This is a genomic window from Mesorhizobium sp. B2-4-3, assembly GCF_006442815.1.
Lineage (GTDB): Bacteria > Pseudomonadota > Alphaproteobacteria > Rhizobiales > Rhizobiaceae > Mesorhizobium.
In genome coordinates, this window is the sequence record NZ_VFVL01000024.1 from 73,345 (window position 1) to 96,148 (window position 22,804).

General features: G+C 64.7%; 19 protein-coding genes. 10 read left to right on the forward strand and 9 right to left on the reverse strand.

Annotated elements, in window-relative coordinates; all coding sequences use genetic code 11:
• Positions 1-379: 379 nt before the first annotated feature.
• Both phbB and FJ956_RS21415 read right to left on the reverse strand, forming a co-directional pair.
• Positions 380-1,105 (reverse strand): acetoacetyl-CoA reductase, encoded by a 726-nt coding sequence (gene phbB / locus FJ956_RS21410; protein ID WP_140678950.1) that lies wholly within the window; start codon positions 1,103-1,105, stop codon positions 380-382.
• A 109-nt stretch (positions 1,106-1,214) separates the two neighbouring features.
• The gene (locus tag FJ956_RS21415; protein ID WP_140678952.1) at positions 1,215-2,399 is read right to left on the reverse strand and encodes an acetyl-CoA C-acetyltransferase; all 1,185 of its coding nucleotides are present in this window, start codon (positions 2,397-2,399) and stop codon (positions 1,215-1,217) included.
• A gap of 305 nt (positions 2,400-2,704) precedes the next feature.
• Here FJ956_RS21415 and phaR point away from each other — a divergent pair, with 305 nt between their 5' ends.
• Positions 2,705-3,298, forward strand: coding sequence for a polyhydroxyalkanoate synthesis repressor PhaR (gene phaR, locus FJ956_RS21420; protein WP_140678957.1), 594 nt, complete (start codon positions 2,705-2,707; stop codon positions 3,296-3,298).
• A gap of 152 nt (positions 3,299-3,450) precedes the next feature.
• Here phaR and FJ956_RS21425 read toward each other — a convergent pair whose 3' ends face one another.
• Positions 3,451-4,608 (reverse strand): citrate synthase, encoded by a 1,158-nt coding sequence (locus tag FJ956_RS21425; RefSeq protein WP_140678966.1) that lies wholly within the window; start codon positions 4,606-4,608, stop codon positions 3,451-3,453.
• Positions 4,609-4,697: 89 nt separating this feature from the next.
• Between FJ956_RS21425 and FJ956_RS21430 the strand changes: the two genes are divergently transcribed.
• From FJ956_RS21430 to FJ956_RS21455, 6 genes are all read left to right on the forward strand, one after another.
• Positions 4,698-5,798, forward strand: a complete 1,101-nt coding sequence (locus FJ956_RS21430) for a citrate synthase/methylcitrate synthase (protein WP_140678982.1) — start codon at positions 4,698-4,700, stop codon at positions 5,796-5,798.
• Between the two features lie 455 nt (positions 5,799-6,253).
• Positions 6,254-7,384 carry a patatin-like phospholipase family protein gene (locus FJ956_RS21435; RefSeq protein ID WP_140678984.1) on the forward strand — a complete coding sequence of 377 codons (1,131 nt, stop codon included), beginning with the start codon at positions 6,254-6,256 and terminating at the stop codon, positions 7,382-7,384.
• A gap of 122 nt (positions 7,385-7,506) precedes the next feature.
• Positions 7,507-8,928, forward strand: a complete 1,422-nt coding sequence (locus FJ956_RS21440; RefSeq protein WP_140678986.1) for a coniferyl aldehyde dehydrogenase — start codon at positions 7,507-7,509, stop codon at positions 8,926-8,928.
• A 343-nt stretch (positions 8,929-9,271) separates the two neighbouring features.
• On the forward strand, positions 9,272-10,474 hold the full coding sequence (locus tag FJ956_RS21445; protein WP_140678988.1) for an efflux RND transporter periplasmic adaptor subunit: 1,203 nt from the start codon (positions 9,272-9,274) through the stop codon (positions 10,472-10,474).
• Positions 10,475-10,547: 73 nt separating this feature from the next.
• Complete coding sequence (locus tag FJ956_RS21450) at positions 10,548-13,724, forward strand: efflux RND transporter permease subunit (RefSeq protein ID WP_140678991.1); 3,177 nt, start codon at positions 10,548-10,550, stop codon at positions 13,722-13,724.
• 198 nt (positions 13,725-13,922) lie between these two features.
• Positions 13,923-14,081, forward strand: coding sequence for a DUF3309 family protein (locus FJ956_RS21455; protein ID WP_140678993.1), 159 nt, complete (start codon positions 13,923-13,925; stop codon positions 14,079-14,081).
• A gap of 357 nt (positions 14,082-14,438) precedes the next feature.
• Here FJ956_RS21455 and FJ956_RS21460 read toward each other — a convergent pair whose 3' ends face one another.
• Positions 14,439-15,395 carry an SDR family oxidoreductase gene (locus tag FJ956_RS21460; RefSeq protein WP_140678995.1) on the reverse strand — a complete coding sequence of 319 codons (957 nt, stop codon included), beginning with the start codon at positions 15,393-15,395 and terminating at the stop codon, positions 14,439-14,441.
• 97 nt (positions 15,396-15,492) lie between these two features.
• Here FJ956_RS21460 and FJ956_RS21465 point away from each other — a divergent pair, with 97 nt between their 5' ends.
• Positions 15,493-16,407: a LysR family transcriptional regulator gene (locus FJ956_RS21465; protein WP_140678997.1), complete on the forward strand. Its 915-nt coding sequence runs from the start codon at positions 15,493-15,495 to the stop codon at positions 16,405-16,407.
• Here FJ956_RS21465 and FJ956_RS21470 read toward each other — a convergent pair.
• From FJ956_RS21470 to FJ956_RS21480, 3 genes are all read right to left on the reverse strand, one after another.
• Positions 16,365-17,546, reverse strand: a complete 1,182-nt coding sequence (locus FJ956_RS21470) for an MFS transporter (RefSeq protein WP_140678999.1) — start codon at positions 17,544-17,546, stop codon at positions 16,365-16,367. The two genes, FJ956_RS21465 and FJ956_RS21470, sit on opposite strands and share 43 nt — an antisense overlap.
• A gap of 376 nt (positions 17,547-17,922) precedes the next feature.
• Positions 17,923-18,231: a DUF1244 domain-containing protein gene (locus FJ956_RS21475; protein WP_140679001.1), complete on the reverse strand. Its 309-nt coding sequence runs from the start codon at positions 18,229-18,231 to the stop codon at positions 17,923-17,925.
• A gap of 28 nt (positions 18,232-18,259) precedes the next feature.
• Positions 18,260-19,057, reverse strand: coding sequence for an N-formylglutamate amidohydrolase (locus tag FJ956_RS21480; RefSeq protein WP_140679003.1), 798 nt, complete (start codon positions 19,055-19,057; stop codon positions 18,260-18,262).
• Between the two features lie 235 nt (positions 19,058-19,292).
• On the opposite strand from FJ956_RS21480, the gene FJ956_RS21485 reads away from it, so the two are divergent.
• Both FJ956_RS21485 and pyk read left to right on the forward strand, forming a co-directional pair.
• Positions 19,293-19,781: a DUF1036 domain-containing protein gene (locus FJ956_RS21485; RefSeq protein ID WP_095767317.1), complete on the forward strand. Its 489-nt coding sequence runs from the start codon at positions 19,293-19,295 to the stop codon at positions 19,779-19,781.
• Positions 19,778-21,205: a pyruvate kinase gene (pyk, locus tag FJ956_RS21490; RefSeq protein ID WP_140679005.1), complete on the forward strand. Its 1,428-nt coding sequence runs from the start codon at positions 19,778-19,780 to the stop codon at positions 21,203-21,205. The genes FJ956_RS21485 and pyk overlap by 4 nt, the downstream gene beginning before the upstream one ends.
• Positions 21,206-21,221: 16 nt before the next feature.
• Here pyk and FJ956_RS21495 read toward each other — a convergent pair whose 3' ends face one another.
• Together FJ956_RS21495 and FJ956_RS21500 are read right to left on the reverse strand one after the other, a co-directional pair.
• Entirely contained in the window at positions 21,222-21,704 is a 483-nt protein-coding gene (locus FJ956_RS21495; protein ID WP_140679007.1) for a hypothetical protein, read from the reverse strand.
• Positions 21,704-22,765 (reverse strand): alpha/beta hydrolase, encoded by a 1,062-nt coding sequence (locus FJ956_RS21500; RefSeq protein WP_140679009.1) that lies wholly within the window; start codon positions 22,763-22,765, stop codon positions 21,704-21,706. The genes FJ956_RS21495 and FJ956_RS21500 overlap by 1 nt, the downstream gene beginning before the upstream one ends.
• Positions 22,766-22,804: the final 39 nt, after the last annotated feature.

Below are 22,804 nucleotides of genomic sequence, written 5' to 3' on the forward strand. Positions count from 1 at the left end.
GGGCAACGGTCGCGGTCGACTTGAGCCCTGTCCTCAAAGTTATGAAATTGTTTATTTTTCTTAATCGCCTTTAACGAATTCGGTGACGTTTGCGCTGTCCGCCGTTAACTTTCCGGCCAAAGCCAGAACGAATCGGCGACGAATCAGCGATCCGGTTATTTTCCCGGTTTGTTCACCCCTAGATATGGTGTTATCCACAGCTTGCCCACCGAGAATTCACAGCTTGTTGGCGGAGTTGCGCACAAGGGGGCCGTTGCCGTTAACCTTTGCGTGCCGAATTGAGGCAAGGTGTCGCGCCGAGCTTGTCGACGGTGGCAAAAAGGCGGCTCCGATGTCGGGGCCGCCTCAGCGCAAAAAGGGTATCAGGCGAAGTTGGGTATCAGGCGAAGTACTGGCCGCCATTGGCGGTAATGGTCGAGCCGGTGATGAAGCCGGCCTCGTCGGAAGCCAGGAAGACGACGCAGCGCGCGATCTCGTCCGGCTCGCCGAGGCGGCCAACCGGGATCTGCGGGATGATGCGCTCGTTGAGCACCTTTTCGTCGATCGCCTTGACCATCTCGGTCGCGATATAGCCGGGGCAGATGACGTTGACGGTGATGCCCGCGCGAGCGCCTTCTTGGGCAAGAGCCTTACTGAAGCCGATGTCGCCGGCCTTGGCGGCCGAGTAGTTGACCTGGCCGGCCTGGCCCTTCTGGCCATTGATGGAGGAAATGGTGATGACGCGGCCGAACTTGCGGTCGCGCATGCCGCTCCACAGAGGATGCGTCATGTTGAAGACGCCGGAGAGGTTGGTGTCGATGACTTCCTTCCACTGCGCGGGCGTCATCTTGTGGAACATGGCGTCGCGGGTGATGCCGGCATTGTTGACCAGCACCCCGACCGGGCCGAGATCGGCTTCGACCTGCTTGATGCCGGCGGCGCAGGCCTCGTAGTCGGCGACCGACCATTTGTAGACCGGGATACCTGTCTCGGCCTTGAATTTCTGGGCCGCCTCGTCATTGCCGGCATAGTTCGCCGCGACGGAATAGCCGGCGTTCTTCAAGGCGATCGATATCGCCGCGCCGATGCCGCGCGATCCGCCGGTGACGATTGCTACCTTGGTCATTGGGTTCCTCCTCCCTGTTCTGGTGAATGGTCAATCGTGAATGGTGAATGGTCGAAGAGGGTCGGCTATCCGGCCATTCACCATTTGCCATTCACCATTCACTCTTTTTTCAGAGCGCTTCCACGCACATGGCGACGCCCATGCCGCCGCCGATGCACAGCGTGGCGAGGCCCTTCTTGGCGCCACGGCGGCGCATCTCGTGGACCAGCGTGTTGAAGACGCGGGCGCCCGAAGCGCCGATCGGATGGCCGATGGCGATGGCGCCGCCATTGACGTTGACGATCGAGGGATCCCAGCCCATGCCCTTGTTGACGGCGCAGGCCTGCGCGGCGAACGCCTCGTTGGCCTCGACGAGGTCGAGGTCCTTGACCGACCAGCCGGCCTTCTCCAGCGCCCGCTTCGAGGCAGGGATCGGCCCCGTGCCCATGATCGCCGGATCGACGCCGGCGGTCGCCCAGGAGGCAATGCGCACCAGCGGGGTGATGCCGCGGCGGGCAGCCTCGGCCTCGGTCATCAGCAGCGCGCCGGCGGCGCCATCATTGATGCCGGACGCGTTGGCGGCGGTGACCGTGCCGTCCTTGTCGAAAGCGGGCTTCAGCTTGGTCATGGCGTCGAGCGTCGCGCCGTGGCGGATGTACTCGTCCTGGTCGACGACGGTGTCGCCCTTCTTGCCCTTGATGGTGAAGGCGACGATCTCGTCCTTGAACCTGCCGGCCTTCTGCGCGGCCTCGGCCTTGTTCTGCGAGGCCAAGGCGAACTCGTCCTGGGTTTCGCGGGTGATCTGGAACTGGCGGGCGACGTTCTCGGCGGTGTTGCCCATATGATAGCCGTTGAAGGCATCCCACAGGCCGTCCTTGATCATGGTGTCGATCATCTTGTAGTCGCCCATCTTGACGCCGGCGCGCAGGTGCTCGGCGTGCGGCGACATCGACATCGATTCCTGACCGCCCGCGACGATCACCTTGGCGTCGCCGGTGGCAATCTGCTGCATGCCGAGCGCAATCGCCCGCAGGCCCGAGCCGCAAACCTGGTTGAGGCCCCAGGCGGTGGTCTCCTTCGGCAGGCCGGCATTGATCGAGGCCTGGCGGGCCGGGTTCTGCCCTTGCGCGGCGGTCAGCACCTGGCCGAGGATGACCTCGTCGACTTCCGTCGCCTCGACGTTCGCACGCGCGAGCAATTCCCTGATGACGACGGCACCGAGCTCATGCGCCGGCGTGGCGGCGAAACTGCCGTTGAAGGATCCGACCGCGGTGCGGGCGGCGCTGGCGACGACGATGGAATTGGAAGCGGACATTTTCTTCTCCAGACTTCGAGGTGTCGTATTTTCGAGATCGCTTTAGGACTTTCTTGCCCGTTCGAAACCCTGAGTCAAACCGGAAATGGGCATGACCGCCATGCGCGGCAAGCAGAGCGCGCGCCAGTCGCGGCAACGTGACGTTGGCCGTACAGCGGATTTTGCGATGGCTGTGCAGCATTAATTGATGCCGCAGTGCACAAACCGCTTGGAATTGTGACGCTTTTGCGCGTATCCTCGATAAAGGGCGCAATCGTTACCGGCCGCTTACTCCTAAAGGTGCCGGTGTCCTGGGGAGGATACGGATGGCCGCAAAAGACGACCCGATCGTCATCAAGAAGTATGCCAATCGCCGGCTCTACAATACCGGCACAAGTACCTATGTGACGCTCGAGGACTTGGCCGAGATGGTCAAGAAGGGCGAGGAGTTCACGGTCCAGGACGCAAAGACCGGCGACGACATCACGCACCCGGTGCTGACGCAGATCATCTTCGAGCTGGAGAACAAGGATGGGCAGAACATGCTGCCGATCCCGTTCCTGCGCCAGCTCATCTCCTTCTACGGCGATCAGATGCAGATGATCGTGCCGAGCTTCCTCGAACAGTCGATGATCGCCTTCTCCAAGGAGCAGGAGCGGTTTCGCGAGCAGCTCAAGGGCGCCTTCGGCAAGACGCCGATCGACTTGATGAAGACGCCGATGAAGGCGCTCGAGGAACAGACGCGACGCAATGTCGAGATGTTCCAGAACGCCATGCGCATGTTCACGCCGTTCCCGACGGCGGGCGGCAATTCGGCAGCACCGGCCGAGCCGCCGAAGAAGGAAGAAAAGGGCGACGATCTGCAGGAATTGAAGGCGCAGATCGCGGCCATGCAGCGCAAGCTGGACACGATGTCCTGACGGGCGTGTCGATATTCAGGTGAGGCCGGCCTGCGAACGGCGGCTTCCTGCGCTTCCGGTGCTCACGTACTTTAAGTACGCTCCGCTCCGGTTCTCGGAAGCCATCGTTCTCGACTCGGCCTGACCTGAATCTCGACACACCCTATCGCGCTTTATCCGTCGCCCACCGCTCTCTCGACCGGCCCGTCATAGCGGGCGCGGGGCCTGATCGGCCTGTTGCTGGCCGCCTGCTCGATGGCATGCGCCGTCCAGCCGACGCTGCGGCCGAGCGCGAACAGGCGGAACGGCGCATCGGCCGGCAGGCGCAGGCTGCGCGTCATCGCGGCCAGGGCGAAATCGATGTTCGGATGCAGCCCGGTCGCGGCGAGCACGGCGTCGCGAAGATCTACGATCCCGTCATCGATCTCCAGGTCGGGCAGCAGTGCTTGCGCGCGCGGATCGCCTTCCGGGTAAAGCGGGTGGCCGAAGCTTGGCAGCGGCCGGTCATGAGCGAGCCAGCGGGCAATCGCCTCGTCCGGACCTAGCCGCTCGGCATCCTCGACAAGCGTGATCGCCGCCGCGCCGGCGCCGCCATGGCGCGGGCCGGTCAGCGTCGCAAGGCCGGCGAGCAGGCAGGCGGCGACCGGCGCGCCGGTGGAGGCCGCGACGCGGGCGGCGAAGGTCGAGGCGTTGAGTTCGTGATCGGCCAAAAGCACCAGCGCCTTGCGGATGAGTTTTGCGCCCGCGCCGTCAACCGACCAACCCTGCGCCAGTCGGTCATGCACAGGTTCCGAGCCCGGCGTCGCGCCGAACGCCGTGGCCAGCGCGCTGGTGGCGGCGGCGCCGTCCTGCTGCAGCATGGCCGGCCTGCGGCCGAGCGAGGGCCAGCCTTCGGCAGCCAGCGCCGAAAGCCTGGCGAAGGCGGTGGGCGTGCCGCTTTGCCGGGCGGCCGAAGAGGTCAGTGAAGCCAACGATACCGGACGGTCGGAGGCCCACAGCAGCTCGGCGGTCTCCTCGAGCGTCGCCGTCGCCGAGAGCTCCACCGCGTCCCTGCCGCGATAGACAAGGCGGCCATGCAGCACCGTCGAGATCGAAGTGGGAATCGCCGGCTCGCCCCAGGCGATGGCGCTTTCGGCGATTGCCCGCGGGCTCCTTCCGCGGTCGCGGCGCGTGGCAAGCGCTGCGATGTCGTCGGCGCGGTACTGGCTGCGGCGCGGGTCGGCATCGTCCGGCTTCATGCCGATGCGACCGCGGCTGACATAGGCATAAAGCGTCTGCGGCCGGACGTTCAGCCGCTCCAGCGCCTCATCCCGCGTCAGCCATTCCGTCATTCGACACCTTACATTGATTATCTTGATCAAGATTGATGCATTGATTGCGCAGCATTAATTGTCATGCACCAAAGGTCAAGGAGACGATCATGGCAAATGGGCTCGATGATGTTGTGGCGGCTGACACGGTGCTTTCCGATGTCGATGGTGTGGGCGGACACCTCACCATCCGGGGCCATTCGCTGATGGAGCTCACCGGCCGCCGGCGCTACGCGCAGGTGGTGCGGCTGCTGTTCGACGGCTTCTTCGACGATCTTCCAGGCGATGCCGAACTGGAAAAGGCGATCGGCAAGGCGCGGCGGGACGTATTTGATCGCGTGAAACCGATGCTCCCCCAGCTTGCGCCGCTCGATGTCTATAGCGGCATGCGGGCCGGCATGGCCGTCCTGCCGGATGGCGATGGACTTGCCGACGCGCTCAGGCTGATCGCGGCGCCGGCGGTGCTGACACCGGCGCTGCTGCGCCTTGGCCGGGGCGAGACGCCGATCGCTCCCGACGAAAAAGCCGATCATGCCGGCGACATGCTGCGGATGCTCTCCGGCGCCGCCTCCCCGGCGCTTGCCAAGGCGCTCGACAGCTATCTGGTGGCGGTCTGCGACCACGGGCTCAACGCCTCGACCTTCGCGACCCGCGTGGTGGCGTCGACCCACGCCGGATTGACCTCGGCGACACTGGCCGGGCTCGGCGCGCTGAAAGGTCCGCTGCATGGCGGCGCGCCGGGACCGGTGATCGAGATGCTCGACGCCATCGAGGCCAGCGGCGACGCCACCGCATGGCTGCGTGACGAGATTGCGCAGGGCGAGCGCATCATGGGCTTCGGCCATCGCATCTACCGCGTGCGCGATCCGCGCGCCGACGCGCTGAAGACGGTCGTGCGGCAGCTCGGTTCCCGCAACGAGACGAGCAGCAAGGAGATGGGTAGCCGGCTGGCCTTCGCCGAGACGGTGGAGCAGGCGGCGCTCGAAGTGCTCAGGATCGCCAAGCCGCAGCGCTCGATCCAGACCAATGTCGAGTTCTACACCGCGCTTCTTTTGGAAGCGGTCGGCTTCCCGAAAGAAGCATTTTCCAACGTCTTTGCCGCCGGCCGCGTTGCAGGCTGGATCGCCCATGCGCGCGAGCAGCAGGCAACTGGGCGGCTGATCCGGCCGCAGTCGCGCTATGTCGGACCGGTGCCCGACCTAGTGGCTTGAACCTGGTTCCTCGCCCCACTTCGTCTAGCTAGGGGATGCACACATCTTGTGTGTGACTGGCGTGACTGATCAGGCCGAGGCTTGATTGGCCACGTGGTTCCCCCAATCCGTCGCTGCTTCGCAGCGCCACCTTTCCCCCCTCCGGAGGGAAAGGAAGGGAGCGTTGCTGGACGAGCGTTGACCGCAGGAAGCTCGGCGCCTTTCCTCTACCCCGTCGATCGGGGGAGAGGTGGCTCGGCAAAGCCGAGACGGAGCGGGGGTCGACCAGCGCTACATTGGACAGTGCATGCGCCAAGCTGGACGAAGTGGGGCGAGGAAAAATCCCACGATCACGCTTGTGTGTTCGTGTTCTTGCCTTGATCCGCCCTTATATGCTGCACTGCAACATAGGCTGACTGCGCCGGCTCCGTCCAAATGACGCGGCGGTAGGCCGGCGCATCGAGACAAGGAACGCCATGGCGAAGAACGGCAAGGCGGAGGAAAAGAAGAAGATCAACATAGCCCTCCAGGGCGGCGGCTCGCACGGCGCCTTTTCATGGGGCGTGCTCGACCGGCTGCTGGAGGATGGGCGGCTGGAGATCGCGGCGGTGTCCGGCACCAGCGCCGGCGCCATGAACGCGGTGGCGCTGGCCGACGGGTTTGTCCGGGGCGGCGTGGAAGGCGCGCGCAAAAAGCTCGACGATTTCTGGCGGACGGTGGCCTCGAAGGGCCGTTTCAGCCCGGTGCAGCGCATGCCCTGGGACGTGGTCTGGGGCAACTGGTCGATCGAGAACACGCCCGGCTACGTCTTCTTCGACACGATGTCGCGGGTGTTCTCGCCCTATGTCGCCAACCCGCTCGGCCTCAATCCGCTGCGCGATGTGGTGGCCAAGGAGATCGACTTCGACAACGTGCGCGCCTGCAAGTCGATGGAACTGTTCATCTCGGCGACCAATGTCGAGACCGGGCAGTTGCGCGTCTTCTCCGATGGCGAGATCGACCTCGACACGGTGATGGCCTCGGCCTGCCTGCCGCAGCTGTTCCAGGCGGTCGAGATCAAGGGCGTGCCTTATTGGGACGGCGGCTATGGCGGCAATCCGGCGCTCTATCCGTTCTTCAAGACGGCGGCGACCGAGGATGTGCTTCTGGTGCAGATCAATCCTGTGGTGCGCGAAGGCACGCCGAAAAGCGCCAACGAGATCCAGAACCGCATCGACGAGATCACCTTCAACGCCGGGCTGCTGCGTGAATTCCGCTCGATCGCCTTCGTCAAGGAACTGATCGCGGCCGGGCGCCTGCCGCATGGCGAATATCGCGACATCCGCATGCACCGCATCGATGCCGACGAGGCCTTCAAAGACCTGTCGGCCTCGTCCAAGGTCAATGCCGAATGGGCGTTTCTCGCCTATCTGCGCGACCTCGGCCGCAGTGCCGCCAGCGACTGGCTGGAAGAGAATTACGATGCTGTCGGCCAGCGGGCCACACTCGATCTTTCAGGCGAGCTCGACGACGGCTTCAAGCCGTTGCGCGGTCCGGCGCCAGGACGTCGCGTCAAGGAATTCCTTGCCGCGCGCGTCAAGCCGGAATCCGCGCGGCGGCGGGCTTAAGGTCTCTATGCCTGTCAGCAAGTCTGTTCCGGCTGTCAGCATCTTCCCCCACGGAACCGGGGCAATGCTGGATTCGGTTGCCCTGGCGATGTAACTTACCTGAACGTAAACGGGAGGTTGCGATGCTGCAGACCAGACAGAATGCGCTCGGCGCGCTGTTCGAATTGCAGTGCAGGGCATTCGAGCGCGAACCCTTCCCGAGCCTCGACGTCCGCAAGGATCGTCTGAAGCGCCTGCTGGCGCTCACCGAAAAGCATGAGGCCGAGATTTGCGCGGCGATCGACAGCGATTTTTCCGCCCGCTCGGCGCAGGAAACGCGGCTGGCCGAATTGTTCGTCGTCCGGGCCGGGATCAGGCACGCCATTCGGCATCTGCGCGGGTGGATGCGCGAGCGCCGCGTCGGCACCAGCCTGCCGTTCCTGCCCGGGCACAACCGCCTGCTGCCACAGCCCGTCGGCGTCGTCGGCATCGTATCGCCCTGGAATTATCCCTTCCAGCTTGCCGTCGCGCCGGCAACGGCCGCGCTCGCCGCCGGCAACCGGGTGCTGATCAAGCCTTCCGAGCTGACGCCGAAATTTTCGGACCTGCTCGCGCGACTGGTCGAAAAACATTTCGGTCCCGACGAGATGAGCGTGGTGCAGGGCGACGCCGACATCGGCAAGACATTCGTGTCGATGACTTTCGATCATCTCCTGTTCACCGGCTCGACCGCCGTCGGCCGGCAGGTCGCGCTGGCTGCCGCCGCCAATCTGACGCCGGTGACGCTCGAGCTCGGCGGCAAGTCGCCGGCAATCTTCGATCCATCCTGCGATCTCGATGCAGCCGTCGCCAGTGTCGCCTATGGCAAGCTCTTGAATGCCGGCCAGACCTGCATTGCGCCCGACTATCTGCTGGTTCCGCGGGGGCAGGCCGCGACGGTCGCAACGAAACTGGCGGCGGCAATGGCGCGGCTCTATCCGAGCCTGCGCGACAATCCCGACTATACGGCCATCGTCAGCGAGCGGCATCGCAAGCGTCTCGCCGATATGATTGCAGAGGCGCGCGACAGCGGCGCCGATGTTATCGAGGTCAATCCGGCGGATGAACAACTCGGCGTCGGCGACCGCAAGATGGCGCCGGTCCTGGTCAAGAACCCCGGCGAAAATCTGCGGCTGATGCGCGAAGAGATCTTTGGGCCGGTGCTGCCGATCATCGAATACGGCACCCTCGACGACGCCATCGCTCACGTGAACCGGGCGGAGCATCCGCTGGCGCTCTACTGGTTCGGCGGCGACCGGGCCAATCGCCAAAGGATGATGCGCGAAACCCTGGCGGGCGGCGTCACGGTCAACGATTGCATGATGCATCTGGTCCAGGAAAGGCAGCCCTTCGGCGGCGTCGGCGCCAGCGGCATGGGCGCCTATCACGGCGAATGGGGGTTCCGGACATTCAGCAAAGAGAAGCCGATTTTCGTGCAGTCGAAGCTGAGCGCCGGCAGCTTGTTGCGCCCGCCTTATGGCAAGAATTTCGAGCGGCTTTTTCGACTGCTGAACCTCATCACGTGATAACAGTCTTCCAGTAACGAAGGCATTGGCACGCCGTCTGTTCGAAGACTTCCGCTCATTTTAGGACAAACTTGCGCATCATCCTGACGCCTGCTGCCATTTGCTCTCTTGAGCCGTCAGAATGCGGCGGCCGGCGCCGGAAAGTTGAGAATCGCGGGTCAACGCACCCGGTACTATAAGAAAACATCAAAGTTTCTGACTATTTTGCGGTGCAACTTTGGGGTAGAAGCGCGCTTCGCCGATCACGGCAAATTGAACATGGCTTTGCGCGCACCCATATCGGCCGCGCGCCCGACAGTCGGAAGCGCCGACTTCGCCAAGCCAGCAACGGAACAAAATGACGATGCCGAAAATCAGGTTTCACAAGCTTGCAGCCATTGTCGTGCTCATCGGCTTCGCAGCCTGGATGGGAACAGGCGAGTTCTCGTCCGTCGGCAGCGCCGCCGACAAGTCGGTTACCACCGACAAGTCGGTCACCGCCGACAAGCATGCTGACGCCGGCAAGCCGGCGCAGCCTGAAGCCGGCAAGCCGAAGACGGCCGAAGCCGAGCCGAAGGCAGCAGCGCGCACCGTCGCCGTGGTAACGCCGCCGCGCAAGACCTATGCGCGCGCCATCCGCATTTCCGGGCTGACCGAGGCCGACAAGCGGGCGGTGCTGGCAACGCGCGTCGCCGGCGTCATCGACAAGCTGCCGGTCAAGCAAGGCGACCGCGTCAAGACCGGCGACCTGGTGCTGATGCTGGCGGCGGAAGAAAAGATCTCGATGGCCGACAACGCCAAGCAGCTTGTGGCGCAGCGCCAGGCCGAGCTGGACGCCTCCCTGCGGCTGATGAAAACCGGCAATCTGCCCAAGCTGCAGCTCGATACCGCGCGCTCCAACCTGACGCTTGCACAATCGCAGCTCGACACCGCGCAGGCGGAGCTCGACCGCAATGAGGTCAAGGCGCCGTTCGACGGCGTCATCGACCGTGTGCCGGTGGAGCTCGGCAGCTCGGTGATGCAGGGCGGCGAGGTGGCGACGATCCTGAAACTCGATCCGGTCATCGCGCGCGGCGAGATCAGCGAGCGCGACCTGCGCTACGTCAAGGTCGGCGACGAGGCCGATGTGCGCCTGGTCAACGACCAGAAGGTCACCGGCACCGTGCGCTACATCAGCCGCGATGCCTCGGCGCAGACCCGTACCTTCCGCGTCGAGGTGGCGATCCCCAATCCCGACGGTTCGATCCCCGCCGGCATGACGGCCGAGATCACGCTCAGCGCCGAGCCGACCAACGCGGTCATGCTGCCGCGCTCGGTGGTGACGCTCGGCGACAAGGGCGACCTCGGCATCCGCGCCGTCGGCAAGGACGACAAGGTGGCGTTCTTCCCGATCGATCTCGTCGACGACACGCCGCATGGCCTGGTGCTGGGCGGCATCCCGCAGGATGCGCGCATCATCGTCGCCGGCCAGGAACTGGTGAAGGAAGGCGACCTGGTGAAGCCTGTCGAGGCCGACCAGGCGACCATCAACAAGCTGATCGGCGAAGCCACCGCCGGCACGCAGTAAGCACGACGCGTCCTTCGCCGGGCTCCCGGCGAAGGGGCAGTCCGCAGCCTCCGAAGCACAACAGGCCGAAGTCATGGATATCGTCAGACTCGCCATCAACAATGCGCGCCTCACCATTTCGGCGCTGCTGTTCCTGCTCGTCGCGGGCTGGGTCGCCTATCAGTCGACGCCGAAGGAAGCGGAGCCGGACGTTCCGATTCCGATGATGTATGTCAGCCTGATCTATCAGGGCATCTCGCCGGAGGATTCCGAACGCCTGCTGCTGAGGCCGATGGAAAGCAAGCTCAAGAGCCTCAAGGGGCTCAAGGAGATGCGCTCGGCCGCCTTCCAGGGCGGCGGCTACGTGCTGGTCGAGTTCCAGCCGCAGACCGACCTGGCGACGGCATTGCAGGACACGCGTTCGAAGGTGCAGGACGCCAAGGCCGACCTGCCGCAGGCGGCCGAGGAGCCGACGGTCAACGAGGTCAACGTCTCGGAATTCCCGGTCCTCGTCGTCACGTTGTCCGGCGACGTGCCGGAACGCGTGTTGACGTCGGCCGCGCGCGAATTGCGCGATCGCATCGAGGAAGTGCCAGGCGTGCTCGAAGGCTCGCTGCAGGGGGCGCGCGACGACCTCGTCGAGGTCGTCGTCGATCCGGTGAAGCTCTCTTCCTACGGGCTGCAGCTCGACCAGGTGATCCAGGGTGTCGCCTCCTCCAACAGCCTGGTTGCCGCCGGTAACCTCGAGGGCTCGGAAGGCAAATACGCGGTCAAGGTGCCGTCGCTGATCGAGACGCCGGAGGATGTCGCCAACCTGCCGGTCGTCGCGACGCCTAATGCGGTTGTGCAGGCAAAAGACATCGCCACGATCCGCTCGACCTTCAAGGACGCCGAAACGGTGACGCGCCTCGACGGCAGGCCGGCCATCGCCATCGAGGTGAAGAAGCGCATCGGCGCCAATCTGATCGACACGCTGACCCATGTCAGGGAAGTGTCGAACAATTTCATCAAGACGATGCCCGAGGGCATGCACGTCACGTACACGCAGGACAAGTCGGTCTTCGTCAACCAGCTGCTCGGCGACCTGCAGAACCATGTGATGATCGCCGTCATCCTGGTCTTCATCGTCATCCTCTACGCGCTGTCGGGGCGAGCCTCGCTGCTCATCGGCCTAGCCATCCCGTCGTCGTTCCTGATGGGCATCCTGCTGCTCGCCATGATGGGCTACACGATCAACATGATCGTGCTGTTCAGCCTCATCCTGGCCGTCGGCATGCTGGTCGACGACGCCATCATCGTCACCGAATTCGCGGAACGGCGCATGAGCGAGGGCATGCCGAAGGCGGACGCCTTCGCGCTGGCCGCCAGGCGCATGGCCGGCCCGGTCATCGCGGCGACGATGACGCGCATCGCCGCCTTCTCGCCGCTGCTGTTCTGGCCTGGCATCATCGGTGATTTCATGAAATATATGCCGATCACGCTGATCGTGACGCTGTCGGCCTCGATGCTCTACGCCCTGGTGTTCGCGCCGACTTTGGGCGCGATCTTCGCCAAGACGCCGGAGCATCACGAGGAGGGCAACCGCGACGGCTGGTACATGGCCGTAGTCAAGCAGGCGGTGCGCTTCCCGATCACCGTCATCCTGCTCACCGTCGGCCTGCTGGTCGGCGTCGGCTTCGCCTATTCGAAATATGGCGCCGGCGTCGAGTTCTTCCCCAGCGTCGAGCCGGATTACGGCCTGCTCTATGTCCATGCGCGCGGCAATCTCTCGCTGGCGGAAATGGACGCCGCGACCAAGACGGCGGAAAACCGGCTGCTCGGCTGGCCCGGCGTGAAGTCGGTCTACACCCGCGTCGGCAAGACGCAAGGCGGCGGCCAGGACATCCCGGAAGACGTGGTCGGCGTCATCCAGTACGAGTTCGTCGATTGGCGCGAGCGCAAGTCCGCCAACCAGATCCTCGACGACCTGCGCGGCGTCATGGCCGGCATTCCCGGCGTCGATGTCGAAGTGCGCGTGCCGGAAGCCGGCCCGCCGACCGGCAAGCCGGTCCAGATCAGGCTGTCGGCCGTCGACCCGGCGGGGCTCGACGACAAGGCGCGCGCGGTCGCGGCGCGCATCGCCAAGATCCCCAACGTCATCGACATTTCGGACGGCCTGCCGCCGCCCGGCGTCGATTGGGCAATCGAGGTCGACCGCGCCAAGGCGGCGCAATACGGCATCAGCCCGACTTCGGTCGGAACGGTGGTGCAACTGGTGACCAACGGCCTCAAGCTGTCGGAATACCGGCCGGCCGGCGCCGACGACGCGGTCGACATCCGGCTGCGTCTGCCGGAGGACCGCCGAACGCTGTCGACGCTGGACGAGCTTCGTGTGCAGACCTCGCAAGGTTCGGTGCCGATCTCGAATTTCGTCGTGCGCAAGCCCGAGCCGACGGTCGGCATCCTCAACCGCATCGACGGCGCGCGCACCGTGGTCGTGCAGGCCAATGTCAGCGCCGGCGCGCAGGTCGCGGCGGTGCAGGAGCAGGTGACCAAGGCGGTCGCCGACATGGATCTCGGCAGCGGCATCCGCTGGAAGCTCGCCGGTTCCAACGAGGACAGCGCTGAAGCCAGCGCCTTCCTCGGCAAGGCCTTCGGCGCGGCGATCTTCCTGATCTTCCTGGTGCTGCTTGCGCAGTTCAACAAGTTCACCAGCGTGTGGCTTGTCTTGTCCTGCGTGGTCATGGCGACGATCGGCGTGTTCCTCGGATTGCTGTTGACAGGCGAGGCCTTCGGCATCGTGATGTCGGGCATCGGCGTCATCGCGCTGGCCGGCGTGGTGGTGAACAACAACATCGTGCTCATCGACACCTATGACCGGCTGCGCGAGGAGGGCTGGGACAAGATGGACGCGGTGCTGCAGACCTGCCGCGAGCGTGCGCGTCCGGTGGTGCTGACGGCGGTGTCGGCCATCCTCGGCGTGCTGCCGATCGCCTTCGGCCTCGGCCTCGAAATCTTCCATCACGAGACGACGATCAACGCGCCGTCGACGCAATGGTGGATCTCGCTGTCCTCGGCAATCGTCTTCGGCCTGTCCTTCGCCACGCTGCTGACGCTGGTGGTGACGCCGTCGATGCTGATGGTGTTCACCCGCGCCAAGGTGAAGCCCGGCCAGCGGCGCGGCTGGCTCAGCCGCCTGCTGCGGCGCGGCAAGGGCAAGGTCACGACCGACGAGCCGGCCAGCGAGGCTGGCGCGGGGCCGGTGGAGGCTTTCCCGAAAGCCGCGGAATAGAGCGTTTCGCAACCCCAAGGACAAAAGCCGCCCGGGAACAACCGGGCGGCTTTTTGCATTGTCCCCTCGAAGTTCGATTAGTGCGTTTCAGCCTTTCGAGAAGACGGCGAAACGCCCTATCTCTTTGTTTTTGCGCAATTCCGGACGGAAAACCGCTCACACTTTTCCTGGAATTGCTCCAGACGGCGAGGGTTTCTCATGACCATCACGACACTTCTCGTAATAATCCTGATCCTGATTTTGCTCGGCGCAGTGCCGGCCTGGCCGCATTCGCGATCCTGGGGCTACGGGCCGTCCGGCATCGTCGGCGTCGTCCTGGTCGTGCTGCTGATCCTGCTCCTGATGGGGAGGATTTGATCTGTTCCTCGATCCAGGGATTTAAGAGGCTGCAGGTCAGCGCAAACGCTTGCCCAACCTCGTCATTCCAGGGCTGAGCAGCCGCGAAGCGGCGCAGAGAGACCCTGGAATCCATGCCGTGACCTTGATCCTAGAGTGCAGCGGAGCAGAATTCTGTACCGTGGCAGCGCTCATGTCTCACGGAATGGATCCTCGGGTCTGCGCGCGTCGCTTCGCTCCTTGCTCCGCCCGTGGATGACGAGGTTGGGAGGCTCCAGCCAATCTCCAAGGCATGCGACCTGCCAACGCAGACATAGCCGACCGATCCTGTAGTTCGCAGCCGGGCTGCCGGATCGGTCGCTTTTTGGCATGTTGCGATCAGGCGGCGAGGCGCGGCGGTTCCACTGCAATGCCGATATCCTGCATGGCCTCCTTCACCGCCTGGTCGAGCGGGGTGTGCGGGATTTCGCCAATGACCTGTTCCAGCCGCGTCGAGACCAGCCGGTGCGCTTCGAAGCGCAGATAGGACATCGAGACGATCTCGCGCCACATGGCCACGAACGGGCTGCCGGCGCGCAGCACCCACCAGGGCATGAAGGAGAGCTTCAGCTTGCGGCCGAGCGCCTTCTCGGCTGCGGCCTTCATGTCGAGGTCGGTGATGGCGTGGCCGGGGAAATTGATGGCTTCATAGAAGCCGAGCTTGTCGAGATTGCGCGCCAGGCCGACGAAGCCGACGGCGAAGTCCGGCAGGTAAGCCCATTCATGCACGAGATCGGCCGGGCCCGGCGCGGTGTAGACGCCTTTGTTCATCTTGGCCGCGACGATGAGGTCGAACCAGGAGCCTGAGCCGGTGCCGCCGAAGAAATCGCCCGCGCGCAGGATAATGGTGCGCACCCGGCCAGCTTCGGCCTCGCCGCGGAACAGCGCTTCCATAGCGCAACGGATGCGGCCCTTCTCGGTGGTCGGATGGAATGGCGTTGCCTCGTCGATCACCTGGGGCATCGGCGAGCCGTAGTTGTAGACGGTACCGGGGAAGAGATGCAGCGCGCCGTTTTCGCGGCAGGCGGCCATGACGTTCTCGGCCATCGGCAGGCACTTGCCCCAGTCGGTGTAGATCGGGTTCAGGCCGTTGAAGATGATGTCGACACCTTGGGTGGCACGGACGAGGGATTGGCGGTCGAGCGCGTCCCCGGCAACGGCGGTAGCGCCTTTGAGTTCCGCCGGTACCTTGCCGGTACGGGTGACGGCGCGGACGTCGAAGCCGGCGTCGATGAAGGCTTTGCCGACCACGCGGCCGAGCCGGCCATTGGCGCCGAGGATTGCGATCTTGGTCATTTGTTCTCTCCGTTGTTTGTGTTTCGCCCGGCTAATCTGATGCCTTCACAGGCGAATTGAAATTGACTGAGATCGGCGATCTGTTATTCAAAAATGAATGAAAGAATTCGACTGGAACCTGATCAGGAGCTTCGTCGCTGTCGCCGAAACCGGCAGTCTTTCAGCTGCGGCGCGCAGGCTTGCGGCCAGCCAGCCGACGCTCGGACGCCATATTGCCGAGCTGGAGCAAGCGCTTGGCGTCATCCTGTTTCGGCGCGGGCGGCGCGGCTACGAGCTGACCGAGGCGGGCAGCACGCTCTACGAGCGCGGCCGGGCGGTCAGCGAGCAGGCCAATGCGTTCTCGCTCCTGGCGCTGGGTTCGGTCGAGGCGATCGAGGGCACGGTGCGCATCGCAGCTAGCGAGGTTGTCGCGGCCTTCGTGCTGCCGGGCATGATGGCGCGTCTCGGCGAGGAAGAGCCGGGCATCGAGGTCGAGATCGTCGCCTCCAATCAGGTCGAGAACCTTTTGCGCCGCGATGCCGACATCGCCATCCGCATGGTCAGGCCGGCGCAGAACGAGCTGGTGGCGCGCAAGGTCACCGACATCGCACTCTGCCTATGTGCGGCAAGCACCTATCTCGACCGGCGCGGCCGTCCGGAAACACCCGCCGACCTTGCCGAGCACGCCTTGGTCGGCTTCGACCGCAGCGACGAGATCATTCGCGGCTTCACCGCGTTTGGCATTCCGGTCGGCCGCAGCCATTTTCGCTTCAGGACCGACAACCAGATCGTGCTGTGGGAAGCGGTGCGGACAGGCAACGGCATCGGCATCGGCCAGGAGCCGCTGGCCGACCGCGACCCGGACCTGGAAAAGCTGTTGCCCGACGTGCCTTTGCCGAACCTGCCGGTCTGGCTCGCCATGCATCGCGACGTGCGCACCAGCATGCGCATCCGCCGCGTGGCGGATTTCCTGCATGAGGAGCTGAAGCGCTATTCGGCGGGCGTAGGCTCGGGAGCGAACTCGGCCCGGTGAGCGAGGCCCGCCATCAAGAGCACGATGACCAGCAGCCCGGACAGCGCGACGAAGATCGGCCCGAAGCTCGAATGCTCGGCGACGAAGCCGATCGCCGACGGCGCCACCAGGATGCCGGAATAGCCCATGGTGGTGACGACGCTCATGCCGGTGCCGGATGACATGCCTTCCTGGTTGCCGCCGGCCGAAAAGAGTATCGGCACCATGTTGGCTATGCCGAAGCCGCAGAAGGCGAAGGCGGCGATGGCAAGGTAAGGCGAGGGCGAGAGCCCGGCGACCAGCATGCCTGCCGCGGCGACCAGCGCCGAGCCGCGCAAGGTCGCCACCGCGCCGAAGCGGTTGCGCACGCCATCGCCCAGGAAACGCATCAGCGCCATGACGCCGGAAAAAGCGGCATAGGCGAGGCCGGCGACCGCGAGATCGGCGCCCAGCTCCTGGTGCAGGAAGAGCGCCGCCCAGTCGAGCACCGCACCCTCCGAGATCATGGTGAGCAGCGCCATCAGCCCGACCAGATAGACGGCCGTGTGCCGCGGCAGCGTGAATTTCTGGTGCTCGACGGCCTGCGGCTTGTCGTCCGCGACGAGATAGCGAATGGCGAAGGCGATGACGGCAAAAGCGATCGCCGTCACCGCGACGGCATGGGGAAGATAGCCGTAGTTCTGGATCGAATAGCCGCCGAGCGCGCCGCCGGCGAAGCCGCCGAGGCTCCAGAAGCCGTGCGAGGACGACATGATCGCGCGCGAAAGCCGCCTTTCAACCACGACGGCATTCGAGTTCATGGCGACATCCATGCCGCCGATCGAGCCGCCGAAGACGAGCATGGCAATCGCCGCCAGCGGAACGTTGAGGGCGAGCGCCATGATCAGCAGGCCGAAGCTGCCGCAGATGCCGAACCAGCGCGTCACGGTGCGCGAGCCATACCGGGAGATCAGATGGCCGCACCAGCTCATGGCGATGACCGCGCCGACGCCGAACAGGAGGATCAGCAGGCCGAGGGTGAATCGGGTGATGTCCAGCCGGGCAAGGAAAACCGGAATCTGCGGCGCCCAGCTGCCGGTGAGAAAACCATTGGCAAGAAAAATGCCGGCGACGGCCCAGCGGCCGCGCGTCGCGGCCTGCATCGTGGTTTGCACGCTCATGGTTTGAATTCCGCTGGCCAGATGGCTTTGCGCGGCAAATTAGATCGATTCAATCGGCAGTCAAGAACCGCGTTGGGGAAGTGCTTGGACCAAGGGCGGGACCGATGGGTCTGCGTCGTTGGCGGCCGGCTGCTGCTTTGGAGGTTTGACATAAGCGCCTCTCCATTCGTCATCCACGGGCGGAGCAAGGAGCGAAGCGACGCGCGCAGACCCGAGGATCCATTCCGTGGCCTTCAACGTGGAGTGCAGCGGTGCAGAATTCTGTAATCGCCGCAACGCCTTAGCGTCACGGAATGGATTCTAGGGTCTGCGCGCGTCGCTTCGCTCCTTGCTCCGCCCTAGAATGACGAAGCCGCAGGGACGAGCCATAAGCCGCTCAGTGATCCTTCGGCCGCCGCGCCTCGAATTCGGCTTTCTTGGCTTCCGACGCCTCGGTCTGGTTGAGCGCCTGCCACTCGGCATAGGGCATGCCGTAGATGATCTCGCGCGCAGCGTCCTTCGACAGCGCCACGCCCTCGGCCTCGGCGGCTTCGCGATACCAGTTGGACAGGCAGTTGCGGCAGAAGCCGGCGAGGTTCATCAAATCGATGTTCTGGACATCGCCGCGTTCGCGCAGATGCGTCACCAACCTACGAAAGGCGGCTGCCTCGAAATCGCGCTTCTGGTCGTCGCTGAGTTCGGTCATGGGGAAAACTCCCGGCCTGTCGGCCATCTCACACCGGCCCGGTGCGCGAGCCGAACATTTTCACTTGGTGTATATCGGCACGGCGGTCGATGGCGTCAACGATCGGCGCCAGACGCTCGGCCCAGGCGAGAGCGCCGGCCAGGTCGGCGATCAGGTCCTGGCGGATCTCGATCAGCGCGTGGGCGTAGCCGTTGACGATGGCGTGGCGGAACATGGTGTCGCCGCGCAGCGCGCCGTCATAGGGCTCGTTGTCGCCGACGACGAGGGACCTGTCCTCGGCCAGCGTGTCGATCAGCGGCCGCGCCACGCGGTCATCGCGGTCCCACAGCACGCCGACATGCCAGGGGCGGACAAAACCCTGCATCACCGGCGTGAAGGAATGCACGGAGAAGATGAACGGCGCCTTGCCCGAGGCGTGCGCGACGGAGGCGATCATCGCGCCGACGGCGTCGTGGTAGGGCCGGTAGAAGCGGTCGAGCCGCCGCTCGCGTTCCTCCCGGGCCATCGGATAATTTCCCGGCACCACGGTCCCGTCATAGAGCTGACGAATCATGGTCGGGTCATCCTCGCCCCGGTTGGGGTCGATCAGCAGCCGCGAGAAGCCGGCAAGCACTGCCGGCACGTCGAGTGCTGCTGCGAGCTCGCGCGTCACCGTCTCGACGCCGATGTCATAGGCGATGTGACGATCGAATTCGGACGCCGGCAGACCGAGGCTGCCATACTCCTCCGGCAGGTCGCGGCGGGCGTGATCGGCCAGAAGCACGACGCCTTTCTTGCGGTCGCCCTCGACAATGTCGAACGGCGTGAAAACTGTGGATCGGGTCATCGGCTGAAAAGGGGATGGCGGCTGCGATGTGGTATCGTCATTCCACGAAGAGGACGCCGGCGCAATGCCGTTGTTTGGCCAAGGTTTCCGCAAAAAATCCCCGACGCGGGGAGAATTTGCGCGACGGGCCCTTCTAAATCGATTGGAATTGAACAAAACGGCGCGTTGACATGCGACCGGAGTTTGCTGAAAAGGGCTTCGAGAGATGCAAATGTGGTTCGCAAGGGGATCTGCGATGGGTTTTGCCGGCCGGTTGCGCAAGCGCCTGGCCGTGCCGTTGCTGATCGTCGGCGCGGGATTTTTCGCGATAGCCGCGACCTCGCCGGCCCGGGCCGACTTCCGCGTTTGCAACGCAACGCAAAATCTGGTGGGCGTCGGCATCGGCTATCGCGCCAAGGCCGGCTGGATCACCGAGGGCTGGTGGCACATCGAAGGATCGACCTGCAAGACGCTGATCGAGGGGCCGCTGTCATCAAGGTTTTACTATCTTTATGCAGAAGACGCCGAACGCGGCGGGCGCTGGGACGGCCCGATCAACATGTGCGTCGCCGAAAAAGAGTTCAAGATCGCCGGCGTGAATGATTGCGTCGCCCGGGGCTTCCAGCGCGCCGGATTTCAGGAATATGACACGGGCGAGCAGGCCAGCTGGATGGTCCAGCTGACCGACGAGCCCGCAACGGGAGGCGCGCCAGCGACCCCCGCTCCGGGAACAAACAGTCAATGAGACGTAACCGCAAGGTCAAGATCCTCGCCACCATCGGTCCGGCTTCCTCCTCCGAGGAGATGCTGAGAAAGCTCTTCGAAGCGGGCGCCGATGTCTTCCGCATCAATATGAGCCATACCGACCACGAGCTGATGCGCACGCTGGTCGGCCGCATCCGGGCGGTCGAGGCCGCGGTTGGCAGGCCGATCGGCATTCTCGCCGACCTGCAGGGCCCGAAGCTCAGGGTCGGCAAGTTCGCCAACGTCAAGGAAGCGCTGACTCCAGGGCAGACATTCACGCTCGACAACAATCCGGAGCCCGGCAATTCCAGCCGTGTCTTCCTGCCGCATGCCGAAATTCTGAGCTCGGTCGAGGCCGGTCACCGACTTTTGATCGACGACGGCAAGCTGGAGCTGAAGGCGGTCAAGAGCGACGGCAAGTCGATCACCTGCACCGTCGTCGCCGGCTCGGCCATTTCCGACAAGAAGGGCGTCAGCCTGCCCGACACCGACCTGCCGGTCGGCGCGCTGACCGAGAAGGACCGCGCCGATCTCGACGCGGTGCTCGCCACCGGCGTCGACTGGGTGGCGCTGTCCTTCGTGCAGCGGCCGGAGGACCTGGCGGAGGCGCGCAAGATCGCGCGCGGCCGCGCGCTGATCATGGCCAAGATCGAGAAGCCGCAGGCGGTGGCGCGGCTCCCCGAAATCATCGAGCTCTCCGACGCGCTGATGGTCGCCCGCGGCGATCTCGGCGTCGAGATGCCGATCGAAGCCGTGCCCGGCATCCAGAAGCAGATCACGCGCGCCGCGCGCCGCGCTGGCAAGCCGGTGGTGATCGCCACGCAGATGCTGGAATCGATGATCACCGCGCCCGTGCCGACCCGCGCCGAGGTCTCCGACGTGTCGATCGCCGTCTTCGAAGGCGCTGACGCGATCATGCTCTCGGCCGAATCCGCGGCCGGCGCCTATCCGGTCGAAGCAGTCGGCATGATGAACCGCATCGCCACCAAGGTCGAAACCGACCCGACCTATGCCGGCATCATCAACGCCCAACGTTCCGAACCCGAGGCCACAGGGGCCGACGCCATTTCGCTGGCCGCGCGCGACATCGCCGAGACGCTGAAACTGGCGGCGATCATCTCCTACACCGCATCGGGCACCACCGGGCTTCGCGCCGCGCGCGAGCGTCCGCAGGTGCCGATCGTGGCGCTGTCGCCGATCCTCAACACCGCGCGCCGCCTGTCGCTGCTGTGGGGCACGCATTGCGTCGTCTCGCCGGATGCGACCGACCTCGACGACATGGTCGACCGGGCCTGCCGCATCGCGCTGGAAGAAGGCTTCGGCAAGCCAGGCGACCGGGTGATCATCACGGCCGGCGTGCCGCTCAGGACGCCGGGTTCGACCAATATGCTGCGGATTGCCTATGTGGGGTCCGACACCCATTAGCCGTTAGCCTGCGCGCCTACGTCGCGAGCGGTTTCAACGCATCGCGATTCTTGGACGCTCGCGCAGCGGCTTCGGCATGGTCTATGCGTTGAAGGAACCGGACGGCGCGAGCAACTGGGTCATGCAGATACTGATCCGGGCCGCGCATCTTTCGTCGGTTGAGCTCGGCGGTGTCGAGCAGATCGAAATCGACCGTTTCCAGGGTGCAGTGCCAGCCGGCGTTGTGCGAAGCCCAGCCCCGTTCGTGGTGTTGAAGAAGCCGCTCGCGGCGTGAATAGCCGTGATAGTCAAAAGCGATCACGCCGTTCGTCACGTAGACATGGCTTCCCGAAAAACCTTCGCCCGGAATGATCCGCTCGGCATAGAACCCGTCAATGGGTGGATGCCCGAGGAAGGTACCCGCGAGAATGTGGCAGGCGCCGTAGCCGAAGAAGACGCGGTCCGGCAGCGCCCAGAACCTTTCCGGGTTTTTCTTGATGCCGTGCTTCACGACATACATCAGGTCGGCGCCAGCTCGGCGTCGGGCAGTTTGATGTCGGGGCATTTGCCGTCGTTATAGGCATCGCCGGCGATCCGGCCTTCCACCGTTCTGGCCATCGCGTGGAGATCGACATCCTTGCCCGCAACCTTCTCGATCGCGCCGGCCACGAGGTCGGGTGCGATCCAGTCCGGCTTGTGGCCGAGATTGTGGACCCAGACCAGCTCGGCGCCGGGAATGTCGCGTTCCAGGCCGATGGAGTGGATCGTTGCGTAAACCACCTTGTCGCGATCGCCCGAGATGACGACCGTCGGCGCCTTGATCTCGCGGTAGCCGGGCGAGGCGGCGAGGACGTAGTCATACAGCTGGGCGACATCGCGGGCGTTGGCGCGGAAGGCGGACGGCCGCAGCACCAGCGGGATCGAGGTGTTGTCGATATAGAAGTTCGGCAAATCGTTGGGCGAGAAGACGCAAGCCGTCGCACTGCCGATCCGCAGCATACCGGCCGGATAAGCGAGCGTTTCGGAAAACAGCCAGCCAATCGCCGGCATGGCGGTGAGCTTGTAGTACCAGGCGGTCGCGCCGCCCGGCCAGGGATGCGTGGCGGGCGAAAGGAAGACGAGGCCGAGCGTTTTGTCCGGATGCTGGCGGGCGAAGGCCGTGGTGATCGCGCCGCCGAAGGAATGGGCGACGATGACCGCTTTTGCGATGCCGAGGCGGTCCATCAGCCCGGCAACGGTGTCCGCCTGCGCGACAAGCGTTTCATTGTCGCCACGCTCCGACCAGCCGAACCCCGGACGGTCGAGGAACAGCATTTCGGCGCGTCCCTCGAGCAGGGGCTTCAGCGGCAGCATCTGGTCTTTCAGATTGGCGCTGGCGCCATGGATGAAGACGACCGGCGGCAGATCGGCGCCGGCCGGCGCCGGGATATGGACGTAGTGGATGCGCGCGCCATTGATCTCGGCGAACGCACCGACGGGTGGATTGCGGCGCTCGATCGACCACACGCCGGCGCGCGTGACACCGGCGAGGGCAAAGAGGAGAGCGACGAGGAAGAGGAGGGCGGCGCAGATGAGGTTCATGCGGGGAGATACGGGCGAAGGGGAGTAGGGGAGTAGGGG

Coding starts and splice junctions, on each gene's coding strand:
- FJ956_RS21435 (WP_140678984.1), top strand. CDS start 6,254: ATGGCGAAGAACGGCAAGGCGGAGGAAAAGAAGAAGATCAACATAGCC.
- FJ956_RS21415 (WP_140678952.1), bottom strand. CDS start 2,399: ATGTCCGCTTCCAATTCCATCGTCGTCGCCAGCGCCGCCCGCACCGCG.
- phaR (WP_140678957.1), top strand. CDS start 2,705: ATGGCCGCAAAAGACGACCCGATCGTCATCAAGAAGTATGCCAATCGC.
- FJ956_RS21450 (WP_140678991.1), top strand. CDS start 10,548: ATGGATATCGTCAGACTCGCCATCAACAATGCGCGCCTCACCATTTCG.
- FJ956_RS21475 (WP_140679001.1), bottom strand. CDS start 18,231: ATGACCGAACTCAGCGACGACCAGAAGCGCGATTTCGAGGCAGCCGCC.
- FJ956_RS21470 (WP_140678999.1), bottom strand. CDS start 17,546: ATGAGCGTGCAAACCACGATGCAGGCCGCGACGCGCGGCCGCTGGGCC.
- FJ956_RS21495 (WP_140679007.1), bottom strand. CDS start 21,704: ATGTATGTCGTGAAGCACGGCATCAAGAAAAACCCGGAAAGGTTCTGG.
- FJ956_RS21440 (WP_140678986.1), top strand. CDS start 7,507: ATGCTGCAGACCAGACAGAATGCGCTCGGCGCGCTGTTCGAATTGCAG.
- FJ956_RS21460 (WP_140678995.1), bottom strand. CDS start 15,395: ATGACCAAGATCGCAATCCTCGGCGCCAATGGCCGGCTCGGCCGCGTG.
- FJ956_RS21465 (WP_140678997.1), top strand. CDS start 15,493: ATGAAAGAATTCGACTGGAACCTGATCAGGAGCTTCGTCGCTGTCGCC.
- FJ956_RS21500 (WP_140679009.1), bottom strand. CDS start 22,765: ATGAACCTCATCTGCGCCGCCCTCCTCTTCCTCGTCGCTCTCCTCTTT.
- FJ956_RS21455 (WP_140678993.1), top strand. CDS start 13,923: ATGACCATCACGACACTTCTCGTAATAATCCTGATCCTGATTTTGCTC.
- pyk (WP_140679005.1), top strand. CDS start 19,778: ATGAGACGTAACCGCAAGGTCAAGATCCTCGCCACCATCGGTCCGGCT.
- FJ956_RS21430 (WP_140678982.1), top strand. CDS start 4,698: ATGGCAAATGGGCTCGATGATGTTGTGGCGGCTGACACGGTGCTTTCC.
- FJ956_RS21425 (WP_140678966.1), bottom strand. CDS start 4,608: ATGACGGAATGGCTGACGCGGGATGAGGCGCTGGAGCGGCTGAACGTC.
- FJ956_RS21485 (WP_095767317.1), top strand. CDS start 19,293: ATGGGTTTTGCCGGCCGGTTGCGCAAGCGCCTGGCCGTGCCGTTGCTG.
- phbB (WP_140678950.1), bottom strand. CDS start 1,105: ATGACCAAGGTAGCAATCGTCACCGGCGGATCGCGCGGCATCGGCGCG.
- FJ956_RS21480 (WP_140679003.1), bottom strand. CDS start 19,057: ATGACCCGATCCACAGTTTTCACGCCGTTCGACATTGTCGAGGGCGAC.
- FJ956_RS21445 (WP_140678988.1), top strand. CDS start 9,272: ATGCCGAAAATCAGGTTTCACAAGCTTGCAGCCATTGTCGTGCTCATC.